This window comes from Zunongwangia sp. (genome assembly GCF_048269745.1).
Classification (GTDB): Bacteria; Bacteroidota; Bacteroidia; order Flavobacteriales; family Flavobacteriaceae; genus Zunongwangia.
This window is the reverse complement of record NZ_JBLXIB010000003.1, coordinates 1-14309: the sequence shown is the minus strand read 5'-3', so window position 1 is coordinate 14309 and position 14309 is coordinate 1. Positions and strand designations below refer to the sequence as shown.

At 35.4% G+C, this 14309-nt stretch carries 19 protein-coding genes and 1 tRNA gene; 15 read left to right on the top strand and 5 right to left on the bottom strand.

Annotation, left to right across the window (positions count from 1 at the left end; all coding sequences use genetic code 11):
• Position 1: 1 nt before the first annotated feature.
• On the top strand, positions 2 to 820 hold the full coding sequence (locus ACN0WI_RS04920) for a glucose 1-dehydrogenase (protein WP_417885526.1): 819 nt from the start codon (positions 2 to 4) through the stop codon (positions 818 to 820).
• 101 nt (positions 821 to 921) lie between these two features.
• On the opposite strand, the gene ACN0WI_RS04915 is transcribed toward ACN0WI_RS04920, so the two are convergent.
• The 3 genes from ACN0WI_RS04915 to ACN0WI_RS04905 all read right to left on the bottom strand — a co-directional run bounded on the left by ACN0WI_RS04915 (position 922) and on the right by ACN0WI_RS04905 (position 4321).
• The gene (locus tag ACN0WI_RS04915; RefSeq protein WP_417885525.1) at positions 922 to 1299 is read right to left on the bottom strand and encodes a PH domain-containing protein; all 378 of its coding nucleotides are present in this window, start codon (positions 1297 to 1299) and stop codon (positions 922 to 924) included.
• Positions 1300 to 1422: 123 nt separating this feature from the next.
• Positions 1423 to 2475: an NAD(P)-dependent alcohol dehydrogenase gene (locus ACN0WI_RS04910; RefSeq protein WP_417885524.1), complete on the bottom strand. Its 1053-nt coding sequence runs from the start codon at positions 2473 to 2475 to the stop codon at positions 1423 to 1425.
• Positions 2476 to 2581: 106 nt separating this feature from the next.
• Complete coding sequence (locus ACN0WI_RS04905) at positions 2582 to 4321, bottom strand: thiamine pyrophosphate-dependent enzyme (RefSeq protein ID WP_417885523.1); 1740 nt, start codon at positions 4319 to 4321, stop codon at positions 2582 to 2584.
• A gap of 220 nt (positions 4322 to 4541) precedes the next feature.
• On the opposite strand from ACN0WI_RS04905, the gene ACN0WI_RS04900 reads away from it, so the two are divergent.
• From ACN0WI_RS04900 to ACN0WI_RS04835, 14 genes are all read left to right on the top strand, one after another.
• Positions 4542 to 5693 carry a trans-sulfuration enzyme family protein gene (locus tag ACN0WI_RS04900; protein ID WP_417885521.1) on the top strand — a complete coding sequence of 384 codons (1152 nt, stop codon included), beginning with the start codon at positions 4542 to 4544 and terminating at the stop codon, positions 5691 to 5693.
• Between the two features lies 1 nt (position 5694).
• Positions 5695 to 6414 carry a bacillithiol biosynthesis deacetylase BshB1 gene (gene bshB1 / locus ACN0WI_RS04895; RefSeq protein ID WP_417885520.1) on the top strand — a complete coding sequence of 240 codons (720 nt, stop codon included), beginning with the start codon at positions 5695 to 5697 and terminating at the stop codon, positions 6412 to 6414.
• 61 nt (positions 6415 to 6475) lie between these two features.
• Positions 6476 to 6551 (top strand) — tRNA-His (locus tag ACN0WI_RS04890).
• Between the two features lie 458 nt (positions 6552 to 7009).
• Positions 7010 to 7408, top strand: a complete 399-nt coding sequence (locus tag ACN0WI_RS04885; RefSeq protein WP_417885519.1) for a hypothetical protein — start codon at positions 7010 to 7012, stop codon at positions 7406 to 7408.
• Positions 7401 to 7616 carry a hypothetical protein gene (locus ACN0WI_RS04880; RefSeq protein WP_417885518.1) on the top strand — a complete coding sequence of 72 codons (216 nt, stop codon included), beginning with the start codon at positions 7401 to 7403 and terminating at the stop codon, positions 7614 to 7616. The genes ACN0WI_RS04885 and ACN0WI_RS04880 overlap by 8 nt, the downstream gene beginning before the upstream one ends.
• A gap of 58 nt (positions 7617 to 7674) precedes the next feature.
• Positions 7675 to 8298, top strand: a complete 624-nt coding sequence (locus tag ACN0WI_RS04875; protein WP_417885517.1) for a hypothetical protein — start codon at positions 7675 to 7677, stop codon at positions 8296 to 8298.
• Between the two features lie 18 nt (positions 8299 to 8316).
• Positions 8317 to 8688, top strand: coding sequence for a hypothetical protein (locus ACN0WI_RS04870; protein ID WP_417885516.1), 372 nt, complete (start codon positions 8317 to 8319; stop codon positions 8686 to 8688).
• Entirely contained in the window at positions 8688 to 9836 is a 1149-nt protein-coding gene (locus ACN0WI_RS04865) for a major capsid protein (protein WP_417885514.1), read from the top strand. The genes ACN0WI_RS04870 and ACN0WI_RS04865 overlap by 1 nt, the downstream gene beginning before the upstream one ends.
• A 148-nt stretch (positions 9837 to 9984) precedes the next feature.
• Entirely contained in the window at positions 9985 to 10284 is a 300-nt protein-coding gene (locus ACN0WI_RS04860; protein ID WP_417885513.1) for a DUF6706 family protein, read from the top strand.
• Positions 10281 to 10568 (top strand): hypothetical protein, encoded by a 288-nt coding sequence (locus ACN0WI_RS04855; RefSeq protein WP_417885512.1) that lies wholly within the window; start codon positions 10281 to 10283, stop codon positions 10566 to 10568. Before ACN0WI_RS04860 ends, ACN0WI_RS04855 begins: the two co-directional genes overlap by 4 nt.
• A gap of 5 nt (positions 10569 to 10573) precedes the next feature.
• Positions 10574 to 11002, top strand: a complete 429-nt coding sequence (locus ACN0WI_RS04850; RefSeq protein ID WP_417885511.1) for an HK97 gp10 family phage protein — start codon at positions 10574 to 10576, stop codon at positions 11000 to 11002.
• Positions 10986 to 11369, top strand: a complete 384-nt coding sequence (locus tag ACN0WI_RS04845; protein WP_417885510.1) for a hypothetical protein — start codon at positions 10986 to 10988, stop codon at positions 11367 to 11369. Before ACN0WI_RS04850 ends, ACN0WI_RS04845 begins: the two co-directional genes overlap by 17 nt.
• Positions 11370 to 11371: 2 nt before the next feature.
• The gene (locus tag ACN0WI_RS04840; RefSeq protein WP_417885509.1) at positions 11372 to 11914 is read left to right on the top strand and encodes a hypothetical protein; all 543 of its coding nucleotides are present in this window, start codon (positions 11372 to 11374) and stop codon (positions 11912 to 11914) included.
• A gap of 71 nt (positions 11915 to 11985) precedes the next feature.
• The gene (locus ACN0WI_RS04835; protein WP_417885508.1) at positions 11986 to 12465 is read left to right on the top strand and encodes a hypothetical protein; all 480 of its coding nucleotides are present in this window, start codon (positions 11986 to 11988) and stop codon (positions 12463 to 12465) included.
• 412 nt (positions 12466 to 12877) lie between these two features.
• Here the strand turns inward: ACN0WI_RS04835 and ACN0WI_RS04830 are convergent, their stop codons facing one another.
• Both ACN0WI_RS04830 and ACN0WI_RS04825 read right to left on the bottom strand, forming a co-directional pair.
• Entirely contained in the window at positions 12878 to 13333 is a 456-nt protein-coding gene (locus ACN0WI_RS04830) for a hypothetical protein (protein ID WP_417885507.1), read from the bottom strand.
• 172 nt (positions 13334 to 13505) lie between these two features.
• Positions 13506 to 14156 (bottom strand): HAD family hydrolase, encoded by a 651-nt coding sequence (locus ACN0WI_RS04825; RefSeq protein WP_417885506.1) that lies wholly within the window; start codon positions 14154 to 14156, stop codon positions 13506 to 13508.
• Positions 14157 to 14309 lie beyond the last annotated feature (153 nt).

The following is a 14309-nucleotide window of genomic DNA, read 5'->3' as shown; positions in this document are numbered from 1 at the left end:
TATGCAAAAACCGAACGAGCGCCTAGCGGGACAAACATGTATTGTAACCGGAGCTAATTCCGGAATAGGGGAAGCAGTTGCAATTGCTATAGGTTCAGAGGGAGCCAACGTTATTGTAAATTATATTTCTAATCCTGAAAAAGCAGAAGAAGTAGCAGATAAAATTTGTAAGGAAAGTAGTTTTGGTGATGCTATTGCGGTACGATGCGATGTAAGTAAAGAAGAAGATGTTGAAGCGATGTTTAAAAAAACTATCGATAAGTTTGGAACGGTAGATATTTGTATCCCAAATGCCGGTTTACAACAAGATTCTGAATTACATAAAATGTCACTTGCGCAATGGCAAAAAGTTATAGATGTTAATTTAACCGGACAATTTTTATGTTGCCGTGCTGCTATTACAGAGTTTATACGACGGGGAATGCGGCCAGAAGTTTCTAGTTCTTTAGGGAAAATTGTACAAATGAGTTCCGTTCACCAATTAATTCCTTGGGCTGGTCACGCCAATTACGCAGCTTCAAAAGGTGGAATAGATATGTTAATGCAAACAATTTGCCAAGAATATGCTCCTTATAAAGTACGCTGTAATAGTATTGCTCCCGGTGCAATTAAAACATCCATTAATCGGCAAGCTTGGGAAACACAAGAAGCGCTAGAAAAATTGAATGAATTAATTCCTTATAAAAGAATAGGAACTCCCGAAGATATTGGGAGTGCAGCTGTATGGTTAGCATCAGACGAGTCTGAATATATTAACGGAAGCACCATTTTTGTAGATGGCGGAATGACTTGCTATCCGGGTTTTACCGAAAATGGATAATTCTATAGGGGATTTTTTTAGTAATGAAATTTACTGATTATCGGTTTTATTCTTTTCAAGCAAAATGATAAAGAATAAAAAGGATTAGAATAAACTGTAGATTACAGAACAAATGAAGCTAATATTTTTTGAACTTCATAAATATCAACGCTGGTATTAAATTTTTTGTTGATAGATGGATTTTGCTCTCCAGAAATCCATATTTTCAATTCAGCATCTAAGTCGAAACTTCCCGCGGTTTCTACGCTAAAGCGGCTAATACTTTTATAAGTAACTGAGAAATATTCAGTTTTTTTACCGGTTAGTCCTTGTATATCTATAAGAATTAAACGTTTGTTGGTAAAAATAAAGGTATCACGAATAAGTTTAAATCCTGCTTCTATAGTTTCAGAAGGAATTAATAGTTTTTGATATTTCTCCTGAAGTTCTTCATTACTTAATGCTCCTGCGTTTCCTAATAATGATGAAAATATGCTCATAATTTGTTTTGAATTTAATGAATAAAAAAGCTGCCGTCAAGTTACAATTTGGTAGAGTATAACTTAAAAGCAGCTTTAATAAATATTTGTTATAATTTATCGAATATCAGCAAGTAACTTAAATTAATTTTTAAGCGATTGCATATCGATTACAAAGCGATACTTAACATCGTTACTAGTTACACGCTCATAGGCTTCATTAATGTTTTGCATATTAATCATTTCGATATCTGAAACAATATTATGTTCTCCACAGAAGTCTAGCATTTCTTGCGTTTCTTTTATACCACCAATTAAAGATCCAGCAAGGCTTTTTCTACCAGCTATTAATCCACCTCCATGGAATTCAAGAGGCTCAATTGCGCCCACCATTACCATAGCAGCATCTCTTTTTAATAAACCGATGTATGGGTTAAGATCGTGCTTTACAGGAACGGTATTTAAAAGAAAGTCGAAGCTTGCTTTATGATCAGCCATTTGCTCTTGGTCTTTTGAAATAAGAACTTCGTATGCTCCTAATTTTTTAGCATCTTCACTTTTTCCAGGAGATGTAGTAATCATAACCACTTTTGCACCTATTGCATGTGCAAATTTGATTCCCATGTGGCCTAAACCACCAAGTCCAATAACACCTACTTTATCACCTTTTTTAATATTCCAATTTCTTAATGGAGACCATGTAGTAATACCTGCACAAAGTAGAGGAGCTACAGCTTTAGCATCTAAATTTTCAGGAACATTCAAAACAAATTTTTGATCTACAATTACCTTTTCAGAATAGCCACCATATGTGTGTCCTCCTAAATGTTTATCTGCTCCGTTGTAAGTTCCTACCATACCATTTTCACAGTATTGCTCTAAACCATCTTTACAAGAATCACATTCTTGGCAAGAATCTACCATACAACCAACGCCAACTAATTGACCTTCTTTAAATTTAGAAACATTTTTCCCAACAGAAAGAACTCTTCCCACAATTTCGTGACCAGGAACTACCGGATATTTAGATCCGCCCCAATCGTTTCTTACTGTATGGATGTCACTATGGCAAACTCCACAATATAGTATATCTATTTCAACATCATCAGCTTTAACTTCTCTTCTATTTATAGTAAGTTGTTCTAAATCTGCATCGGAAGATTTAGCTCCAAATGCTTTAACTTCTGTAGTATTCATATTTCAAATTTTTAGCGAAATTAGCTGAAATCTATCGATTTCAATTTTCACTAATTTTGTTTAACGGATTTTTAACCAGAATTATTGATCTAAGTTACTTTTTAATTTAAAAAAGTTCTTTTAGATACTTCATGTCAGATTTTGCGGTATCTATAATTTCAGCTGTTTTTCCGTTTAGCATTAGTTTGCCCATTGTTGTTGCAAATCCTTTTACCTGATCGAATTTAATTTCCGGAGGCATCGCTAACGCATCTGGATCGGTGAAAATGTTTACTACAGCCGGTCCAGTATGAGCAAATGCTTCCGTTAATGCTTTTTGTACATTTTCTGGTTCTTTTACAACCCAAGAATGAATATTCATGGCTTTTGCAATTAACGCAAAATCTGGATTTACCATATCGGTTTGCCACTCAGGATATCCTTCTACTTGCATCTCTAATTTAACCATTCCTAAAGTTTCATTATTAAAAATAAAGATTTTAGCAGGTATATTATATTGGCTTATTGTCATTAAATCTCCTAATAGCATTGATAAACCTCCATCTCCACAAAGCGCAATAACTTGTCGATCTGGGTGTCCTAAACCTGCACCAATAGCCATAGGCATAGCATTAGCCATTGATCCATGATTAAACGATCCTGTTAAATATCGATTTCTCTTACCTTTCAAATATCGAGCAGCCCAAACGGCACTCATTCCTGTGTCTACAGTGAATATAGCATCGTCACTAGCAACTTCATCTATAATAGAAGCTACATATTCCGGATGAATTTTATTATCCTTGCCTTTTGATTGTACGTAACTATCGTATTTTTCTTCTACTTCCTTATGCACTTTTCTCATGTCTGAAAGAAAAGAATCATCCTTTTTAATTTGTAAAAGCGGTAATAAAGCTTCTAATGTATCTTTAATTTTTCCTTGATATCCAAAATCAACTTTTGCTCGACGACCAATTCGTTCGGGTTTTTCATCAATTTGAATAATGGTGTTTTTTTCAGGGAGGAAACTTGTATATGGAAAATCTGTTCCTAATAAAATTAGCGCATCTGCCTCATGCATAGCTTTAAATCCCGATTTGGTTCCTAATAATCCATTCAAACCTACAGCATAGGGATTTGTGTCTTTATCAAAGAATATTTTTCCTCGGAAGCTAAAGCCCATTGGAGATTTTAACTTGTCCGCTAATTGCATTACTTCTTCTTGTGCATATCGGCAACCATGTCCACAATACACCATTACCTTTTCATTTTCATTTAAAACCTTGGCTAAAGTTTTAAGTTCTTCATCGTTAGGTAATAATTTAGAATTTGAGTAATAATTTTGTTCTGAAGTAGTAATATGTACTGCATCTGCAGAAGCAACATCTCCTGGTAATCCTACTACACCAACACCTTTTTGATGGATTGCACTTTGTATAGCATGTTGAAATCCGTGAACTGCTTGAGCTGGGGTATTTGACATAAAGCAGTATTTACTACAATCATCAAATAGCTTAGTAACATTTGTCTCTTGGAAATTCTCGGTTCCTAATTTGTCAGTTTCAACAGTAGAGGCAATTGCAATTACAGGGTTTCCAGCTCGGTTAGCATCGTATAATCCATTTACTAAGTGGACGTGTCCGGGACCACTACTTCCCATGCAGCATCCAATGCCATCTAATTCCGCGTCCATAGAAGCCGCATAAGCGCCTGCTTCTTCATGACGAACATGTATCCATTGCAAGCGACCATCGCGTCTTACTGCATCGTTTACCGGATTTAAACTATCCCCGGTAACAGCATATACACGTTTAACACCTGCTTCAACTAACATATTTACTAAAATATCTGCAACTTTTTTTCCCATGATCTAAATTAAATTTTAACAAATTTAAAAGTAAGTCGATATCGTTGTTTTTTATGTTAAATCGCTGGTAAAGCCTGGGAGTAAAATGCTAAGACTATTATAAAGTTTTGAATTTAAAGTCACTATTACGTTATCGTTACGTACTAAAATTAGAAACAGAGAGTAAGATTCCTAAAAGTTTTTTTGAATCCGTACCTTAGAAGCCGTAAACTAAAATCTTATGGAAAAGAAATTTAATGGGACAAATACTACTTGTGTTCATGCAGGAGAATTGGAAGATAAACAGTTTAAAGGAGCCGTTTCTCCCTTGTTTATGGCTACTTCTTATGCATTTGATGAGGTAGAAGAAAAAAGATATCCTCGGAATTTTAATACTCCAAACCAAGTAGCATTAGCAAAAAAAATGGCAGCTTTAGAAAATACCGAAGCGGCTTTACTTTTTGGTAGTGGGATGGCTGCAGTAAGTACAGCTTTATTAGGTTTTTTAGAAAAAGGAGATCATGTTGTCTTTCAGAAAACACTTTATGGCGGTACCAGTAACTTTATTTTAGAAGAGTTCGAAAAATTTGGTATTTTTTATAGTTTTACAAAAGACTTAAAAATTACATCTTTTGAAGAAAAAATACAGGAAAACACTAAAGTAATATATATAGAAACACCTTCTAACCCGTTGCTTACAGTAACGGATATTGAAGCGGTTGCAAATTTGGCTAAGCATAAAGGTTTGGTAAGCATGATTGATAATACCTTTGCTACACCTATTAACCAACAACCTATTGCATTAGGTATAGATGTTGTAATCCATTCCGCTACAAAGTATATGGGAGGACATAGTGATATTTTAGCAGGAGCTGTAATGGCTTCCGAAAAAAATATTCAAAAAATATTTAGTATTGGAAGAAATTTAGGAGGTAACTTAAGCGACTATACAGTTTGGTTATTAGAGCGAAGCCTTAAAACTTTAGCATTGCGAGTAAATGCACAAAGCCAAAATGCACAAAAAATGGCTGCTTATTTATCGCAAAGCAAATATATTGATAAGGTGTATTACCCAGGTTTATCCTCCCATCCTGATCATAAAATTGCTAAAAAACAAATGACAGGATTTGGAGGAATGTTATCTTTTGAATTAGTGAAAGATTTAAATCCTAAAGAGTTCATGAAAGGATTGCAGCTAATAAAACCCTCTATGAGTTTAGCAGGAGTAGAGAGTACTATTTTGTCGCCAGCAGAGACTTCTCATGCTTTACTTACTGCTGAACAGCGTAAAGATCAAGGAATTAAAGATGGATTGCTTCGGTTTTCAGTAGGGATTGAAGAAGTAGAAGATTTAATTACAGATATAGAACAAGCAATAAATCGTATTTTATAAAATGAATAAATTAGATATTTTGGCTATTGGAGCCCATCCAGATGATGTTGAATTAGGATGTTCAGGAACTTTAGCTAAAGAAATTTCAAAAGGAAAAAAAGTAGGTATTTTAGATTTAACTCGAGGAGAAATGGGTACTCGTGGAACAGCAGAAACTCGAGCTCAAGAAGCTGCAGATGCTGCTAAAATATTGGGTGTTTCTGTACGAGAAAATCTTGGTTTTGCTGATGCTTTTTTTGAAAATAATAAAGAAAATCAGCTTGAGATTATAAAAATGATTCGAAAATACCGTCCTGAAATTGTATTGTGTAATGCAGTTGAAGATCGACATATCGATCATGGTAAAGGTTCAAAATTAACTAGCGATGCCTGTTTTTTAAGCGGTTTGCGCCGTATAGAAACTGTTGTAGATGGCGAGAATTTAAAAGAATGGCGCCCCAAATTAGTTTTACATTATATTCAGTGGAAAAACATAGAGCCGGATGTAGTTTTAGATATTTCAGGATTTATCACAAAAAAAATGGATGCTGTTAAAGCATATAGTACTCAATTTTACGATCCGGATAGTAAAGAACCTAAAACGCCTATATCTAGCAGTAATTTTTTAGACAGTGTACAATACCGCGCACAAGATTTAGGGCGTATAATTAATAAAAATTATGCTGAAGGTTTTACTGTAGAGCGCTATGTAGCAGTAGATTCGGTATTCGACTTAATTTAATTGTAAATTTTTCTTTGTGGTAAGGTAAAAAACACTTACATTTGCAACCGAAATTTGAAATGGTGGATGTAGCTCAGTTGGTTAGAGCGCTGGATTGTGGTTCCAGAGGTCGCCGGTTCGAACCCGGTCTTCCACCCTTTTACGAAACCCCGCTAATAGCGGGGTTTTTCATTTAATAAAGGTTTTTATTTAAATATACATTCTTCAAAAATCGTCCATTTTCGCAGACAAAAAGTACTTTTGTTTACGTAAAGTTTGCGATTGATATGAAAGGTAAGATTCAACTTTATAAAAGCGACAAAGAAACCGATCAGGTTTTTCCAGTAAAATTAATTCTTTCTCATCAAAGAAAAACCAAAGTTAGTTTTTGAGTCTAGTTACATTTGAATCAGTTATTTATTACTGATGTCTAGCTCCAAAATCAAAGAATATTTAGCTGGTGGATCAATTGACCAACGCCACCTTGTAAAGAATATACCAAAAAATGCATTGGATTATTTGAATGCCAATGCTGACAAGATCAACAACTGGAAGTCAAAACCATATTTCCTGAAAGATAATTTTACAATCACTAAATCCGGGATCATCACACCGAATGAAAATATACAAAGTTAAATATGACGTATCGCAAGGGGAAAAGAAATTCCCTTGGAAGAAAACCGACTTGGTAGAAGCATCTAGACCGCCAAAGGTTGGAAGCTCTCAAATTTATCATGCTACCCCGGCAATTACTGAAACGGTTATTTCAGTAGAGGAGGTTACGCCTAATATTGAAACCAAGATTAGCTTATCTACCATTGTATTAGATGTTATTGAGAAAACACGTTTAAAATTTATTAAGATATATGGCCAGCATCCAGAGAACAACCGAAAGTTATTTATCGACTGGTACATCAAAACCCATGATGGCACATTCGATAGTTTAATCAACGACCTATCCAGCTTCTACCTTCATATTGATGAGGATAGGATTAATCGCTATATCAATGAATAGGAACATGGATTTAGTTCGTAAGCGTGAGAATTTAATCGGTGTATTTATCGGCAATAAAAAAAGGCGATATAAGTACACGACTAAAAAAGCAGTGGAGGAAGCGGCATTTATATTTTCCGTTTCCGAGAAAACCGCGTACATGGATTATACCCGTTACCGAAATCGCAAAATAGCAACTACGCACTTGCAATTAGAATTAAGTTTCTAAAAGAAAGGTCTTAAGATATCTTAGCAATCAATCAAATAACGAACAAAACAATCGTACGATGAAATTTGAAGAATTTATCAAGAAACTTGGTTTAGCACTCGAAGACGAGGACACAGCTAAGGCGCTTGAATCATTCGGGATCAAACCCGATCAAATTGAGGGATTTAAAGACCTCGCAATACCAACAAATCTTGACGAAGCTCTAAGGATTAAAGGGGTTCAGAGTGATTATGATAAGCGACTTGGAAAAGCCGTTCAAACTCGTGAGGACAACTTGAAAAAGAAATTCAATTTCGTTGAGAAAGAAGAACCGGACGAAGAGGAGGAAATCGAAACTAAAGATCCTGCTATGAAAGCATTACTTGAGGAAATCAAAGAAATGAAGAAGTGGCGTAAGGAACAGGAAGAAGCTAAACAGACTGAAACCCTGGAACAAAAGCAGCAAAAAGCGAAGGACTTCTTAAAATCCAAAGGCATTCTACCCGCATACGTGCATGAAATGGATTTAGACAAAGATTTTGAGGAGCAATTTGAAACCGTTAAAACGAAATTCGTTGAAGATGGTGGAACTATCGCGACTGATCCAAACCCTAATCCAAGACAACAAAGAATGCCGGCACCTCGAAATCAAGATGGGGCTAAAAAACCATCAAAAGAGGACATTGCAAAAATCGTAGGCTAATAATCTAAAACCTATACTATGGCAATATTAGATTTAAGCGTTGAAGATCAAAAGGAGTATTCCGAAGGCATCGACGGCGTAGCTATCAAGAAATACATTCACGGTTTAGAAGGTGGAGCTGTACTTAATACTACAGGATTCACTGATCGATTCATTTATGAAGGCCATGGGGTAATTCGTGAAGATGGCGAATTCAAGCCGCAACCTGTTGACGGCTCAAAACACACTTTACTCGTTGGGGTTGTGCGTTCTACTACTAGGACTGCTAAACCTTCTACCGGTGTTATGACTGGTGGGTACATCAACAACGAAGTGGTAAAGTATAAGTTTAATCAGAATTCCTTAGATGCTTTGAAAGCATTAGGAATCTATAATCAACCAGACTACTAATGGCAGTATCAATATTTAAAGATCTGATTGATGAGTATATGGAAGGTGTTGTTCTTGCTCAATACGAGAAAGTGAACGGTTCCAAAGATGCTCCAAGTTACGATCACGAGCGTTATTTAACGCCTGAGTATAGTGCTGATATGACCTATAGCTCTGTTAGTGGAAATTACACTCGTATCACAGCTGATTTTGTAGCTTATGATTCTCCGTTACCTGTGAAGTCAAGATCAACCATTAAAAGCGCTTCAGGTGAAGTACCAAAAATGGGGATGAAGTTTATTCTGAATGAAAAGCAAATGAATACGCTTCGTATTCTTAGACGTGATCCGGGAAGAAAAATGGAACTTGCTCGTAAAGTTTTCAATGATTCCGAGAATGGTATTTTCGGTATTAAAGAGCTTATTGAGGAAGCTATGTATGTTGGTTTTTCGGGAGGAACTATGCTAATACCTGAAGAAAACAACACAGGAACAGCTGTAAGAGCCAGCTATGATATTCCTAAGAGTAATCAGTTTGGAGTTACTGGGAAATGGAGTGATCCATCTTCAAAGCCAATCACTGATTTAAGAAGGATTAAAAAAGCAGCGAGAGCTAAAGGCGAGTATCCAAACACCATTTGGATGGGTGCCGATACTTTGGATAATCTTTTGGATAATAACCAGATTAAATCTCAGTTTGCTTGGAACAACAATTTCTCAGGCGATAATCCTAATATCCCTACGTTGGATGAAGATCAAATTAGAGGTTTGTTGTCAAGAACCTTAGGATTAAATCTAATTGTTGTTGAGCGAAACTTTGTGCATCAAAAGAACGGTAAAAGAATCGTTGTAGAGGCTTGGGAGCAAAACATGGTAGTACTTACTACCGGAACTAATATTGGTTCTTTGGTTTATTCTACTCTTGCTGAAGAAGAATTCCCGGTTGAAGATGTACAGTACTCTAAAGCCAATGATTATATCTTGGTTAAAAACTGGGGTACTACTGATCCTGTGAGCCACGCTACAGGAGTAGAGGCAATTGTATTTCCTGTACTTCAGAATGTAGAATCTTTCTTCTACATCAATGCAGAGGAGGCAACCGCTAGCGAAGATGCTCAAACCGAAGGTGATGCTGTTTATTCCTACAAAGGGACAAAAACTACACCTTAGCTTCAGTAGTAGCCGGTATTAATGCTGCAAATGAAACTCCTAAAGCAACAGAGAGCCAGAAAGATGAAACCTTAGCTGGTAAGATCGATAGCTTATCTGCTGAAGGTGTGAAACTGTTCGAAGCTGAACTAGAAGAACCAGCATAAGCATGACAAATACCGATTGGCTTAACGAAATCGTACCTGAAGTTAGTCAGGGCATAAAAAACGCTATAATGACAGCCCGGGGAGTAGATCCCCAGGCTGCTTATAGTAGTAATCAAAGCATTGAATTAGTAGAAGCTGATATTTATATGCGAATGACGATTATGCCTGAATTTTCGGAAGGTTCGCTTTCTATTAAGTACGATCGAAGTTCTTTGAGAGAGCAAGCCAATACTATTTATGAGAAATGGGGTGATGATAAGTATACTAGCGGAAAGCCAACAATCAAAAGGGTGAAGTTATGATACAACGTTATCCACATACGGCCGTAATTGAGATTGAAACCCTTAGCGATGATCCATTACCAACCAAAACGACTCAAGATATTGAAGTAAAAGGAAGGTATGAGTCGGCACCAGGGAATAAGAATATTGATTATAAAGCTAAATTCTTTTGTGATAAAACACCTGATATATTGAAAGCTGATCCGAACGCATTGGACGGAAAAAAACTTTTAATTTTTGGTAGAAGTATCACTATTAGACAAGCTTGGCCTTATCAAACACATTGTGAGTTATGGCTGGATTAAAAGCAATGTTTTCACTTAATCAGGTTCGTGATTACATGCAGGACCAGATTGATAATGCAAAAGCGAAGACAATCGAGGCGTTGAAATATGCTGGTGAAGAGTTTGTAAATAAAGCTAGAGCTACAAAAACCTATGTAGACGATACAGGTAATTTACGTGCTTCTATTGGCTATGTGATTCTTGACGATGGGCATATTATTGACAGGAATTTTAAAGCTGCTAACCAAGGCGACGAAGATGGAAAAGACGGTGTAACAGCCGGATTAAACTTTGTTGATGAGGTTTCAAGTCAATACCCAAAAGGTTTAGTACTGATTGGAGTGGCTGGAATGAGTTATGCGGCAGCTGTAGAAAGCTTAGGTTACGATGTAATTACGGGTTCTGCCCCAAATGATAACGATATCAAAGATTTATTAGGTGCAATCAAGTTATAACATATTACTGGCCTTGTATGAGGTTCTGAATAGTCCAGAGCTTGATAAGGTGTATCTTAATAAAGCTTCGGTAAAGTTACAAGGATGGTTCATTGTTATTAATACGATCAACAATCCAAACCAGTACTTACAAAACGGCTTTGGCAACGTAAATATTTATGGTCCTAACATTGGTGAGCAATTAACTGATGGCGCAGGATTCAAAGAACGACTAGACATTATACTTCCACTTCTGGACGATGTAACAAAAGTTACAGCAAACGGAACTTTTCATTTTCAGGTAGATGATGAGAAAGGGCCTTTTGACGATCAGGACAGAGACGGAATGAGTTATCAAAACATTCGATTTGAATATCAAACATTATAGCGATGGCTAAATTTAATAACGTATTAGGTGTAAAGAAAGTTTATTTTGGCCCTGCCGGAGACGGAGTTATGGGTACGGAATTAACAGAATTCACCGACATAGAACTTGGTTCCTTAACCATTGAAGGTGCTAATGCTACAGAAGAGAATATCGGAACAGAAGATAATGATAATTATCTTACTGTAGATGGTACTGTAGATCCTACTACGGTAACCGTTCGTTTCTATGGATTGACACCTGAACAGCGTGTTGAACTTATGGGCGGTAAAGTGGGAACCGTAGATGATGGCGAAGATGAAGGAAATTATATGGCACCAGCGGCCAAACCTTCAATTTATGGATCATTTAAATTCGAGAGCAAGGAAATAAACGGCAAAAGAGCTGTTTTTAAAATGCCTTACGCAAAAGCGAATACCAGAGATCAAGGAACAGCCACTAAAAACGGACTTCCAGCAGTAGAAGTAGTATTTACTGCAAATACTCCTGAAAGTGTAGCAGGCGACAAAGGACACCCTTACATCTTAGGGTTTGAAGATGTGGTTTAATTGCTCATGATTAAATTAATTGTTGAAAAGCCGTTATCGTGATGAATAACGGCTTTTTTTAAATTTTACCTATGAACGATCAGCAAAAATTGATACAGTCAATGATTGAGAAGCCTTCTATCTTTCACGTAGAAGTTGAAGACAATTCGATGCTTCCAGAAAAATTAAAAGATAAAAAGGAAATTGATTTTGTGGTGAAGCCCCCTTGTTTGGGTGCGCTGGCGATGTGTTCAGAATTGCTTCAAGAAGTGCCAGAAGATATTTTGAACGAGCAAAAGGAGTTAACTTTAAATGATGTATTGCCGTATGCTGAAGTGATGGTGAAGGTTATTTGTAGGATTTCTTGGAATAAACAAAGTGATTACCCGAAGTGGTATGAAAAGTTTCTGTTAGCCAATGCGACTACCAAAGAGATCTTTATGATCTTCAAAGAAACGGCCATCAAAAGCCAGTCGGATTTTTTTTTGCACTCTTTCCAGATTGCAAGCCAGACCAATCCAATGATGATGAGGAAGATAAACCGGAACGATTCAACCCCTACCGATTCATAGGATCAATTTCTCACTATTATAATTATAGTTGGGATGAAATACTTTGGCACCGATCCTACCAGAATTTGATCTTTTTAAATGCTTCTATTCCACAGACAAAAACGGATAAGAAAAAGGAAGAAAAGCAAGATCCCTATAAGCCCGTTGATTTCTTTGATTTGGTTAGTAAGCATTCGGGAGGGAAGAGGTAATTAAAAAAAATCCGAATGTTCTAAATATCCCTTCTCCATCATTTGTTCAACAGCTCTATCATATTCGGAGTGTTCTATGGTGAAATTACTTGGTAGTTCACCATTTAACCATAAGCTGTAAAGTTCATTTTTCAGATTCTTCTTTCGTCATTTTACCTTTCATGCTTGGTTTTCTAAAATTAAAGTTTTTTGACAAAACCCGATAATTGTTATATAAATTGTTACCAGCTGGCTTTTTCATCAATGGGTTCAAAATTTCCATTTTCAATTTTATAAAACATCATTTTTTCATTTCCTTTTTCAATATATGGTAATCCAAAAATTATTGGTTCTTTCTGTGAATTTGTTTTTGATGATATAAATTGAAATTTAGGTTCTAATAAAATATTACGTTTTTCGTTTGCAACTCCATAAGCATAATAATCGTTAGTCACTGAATTTCCTCCACCAAATCCAATTAATAACTTATCTTCAGAGTACTTATATTTTTTTATTAGATAGAGTTTGTTTTCTAATTGCTCATTGGCATAAATTAATTCATCAGCATTCTCTATATATTCTGTTCCAATTAAGCTAATTCGATAATAGGGTTTTCCTAAAAAACGCCAAATAAATATTGAAACAAACACAATTACTATAAGAGTTATTATCAAACCTATTTTTAATACTTTGTTCATTTTAGAATTTGACTGTTATGGGTTCTGCTTGCTACCAACGTTGTTGTATAAGATTAGTGGCGTGTTTAAGCACTAAAGTTAGCAAATAAATCACAGATAGAAAGTCCGCGAGGATTTTCAGAAGTAGGCGAGAACAAGCAATTACTTATAGCCATTGTTACCTACAGTTATCTTAAAATAGGGACTTATCAACTTCTGCAAAAGAATTGATAATATCATAATTCCATTCTTTATATTCCTCATCTGTAGATTTTATAATAATAACTTTGCCTGCATTTGAGTTTTCCGCAGCTTTTATTCCAGAAGTGGAATCCTCAAAGATTAAGGTTTCATTTGGCTCAATTCGAAGTATTTCCATTGCCTTTAAAAAGATTTCGGGATTTGGTTTGCTTTTTATCTCCCCGTTGCTATAAACTATTTTTGATAGCTCAAAATATCTTCCTAAGTCCAAATGTTTAAAGTAGAATTCTAAATTGTACAAATCAGAAGCTGTGGCTATTGTATATGGAATATTCTTTAAGCATAAGAAATTTATAAACTCTTCTGATTCAGGTGCTAATACCATTTCGTTTTCTAAACATAGTCTTTGATAAATATTCTCTTTTTCAATACTTAATTTTACAATTTCATCTTTAGTAAGATTATCTGAGAATAAATTTTTTAGTATTTCTTCATTATTTTTTCCGTGAATTTTTTGATTCTTTTCTTTATTGTTTAATCCTAGGGAATGCTTTTTTAAAAAAATATCCCATGCTTGATTGTGTAAATGGGTATCAAAAAAAAGGGTTCCATTAAAATCAAATATTACTCCTTTTATTTTCATTGACTTTTTTTGTTTTAATTGTAGGTAACGGTTTGTGTATGAATAGTAGCGGATTTATTTCGTATACTTTTCGGTTTATAACTTTACTTTAAAGGTAAAAACTAACTTTGATAAAGCACTAAAACCGCAATTATTTATACACTGTGTTAGCCA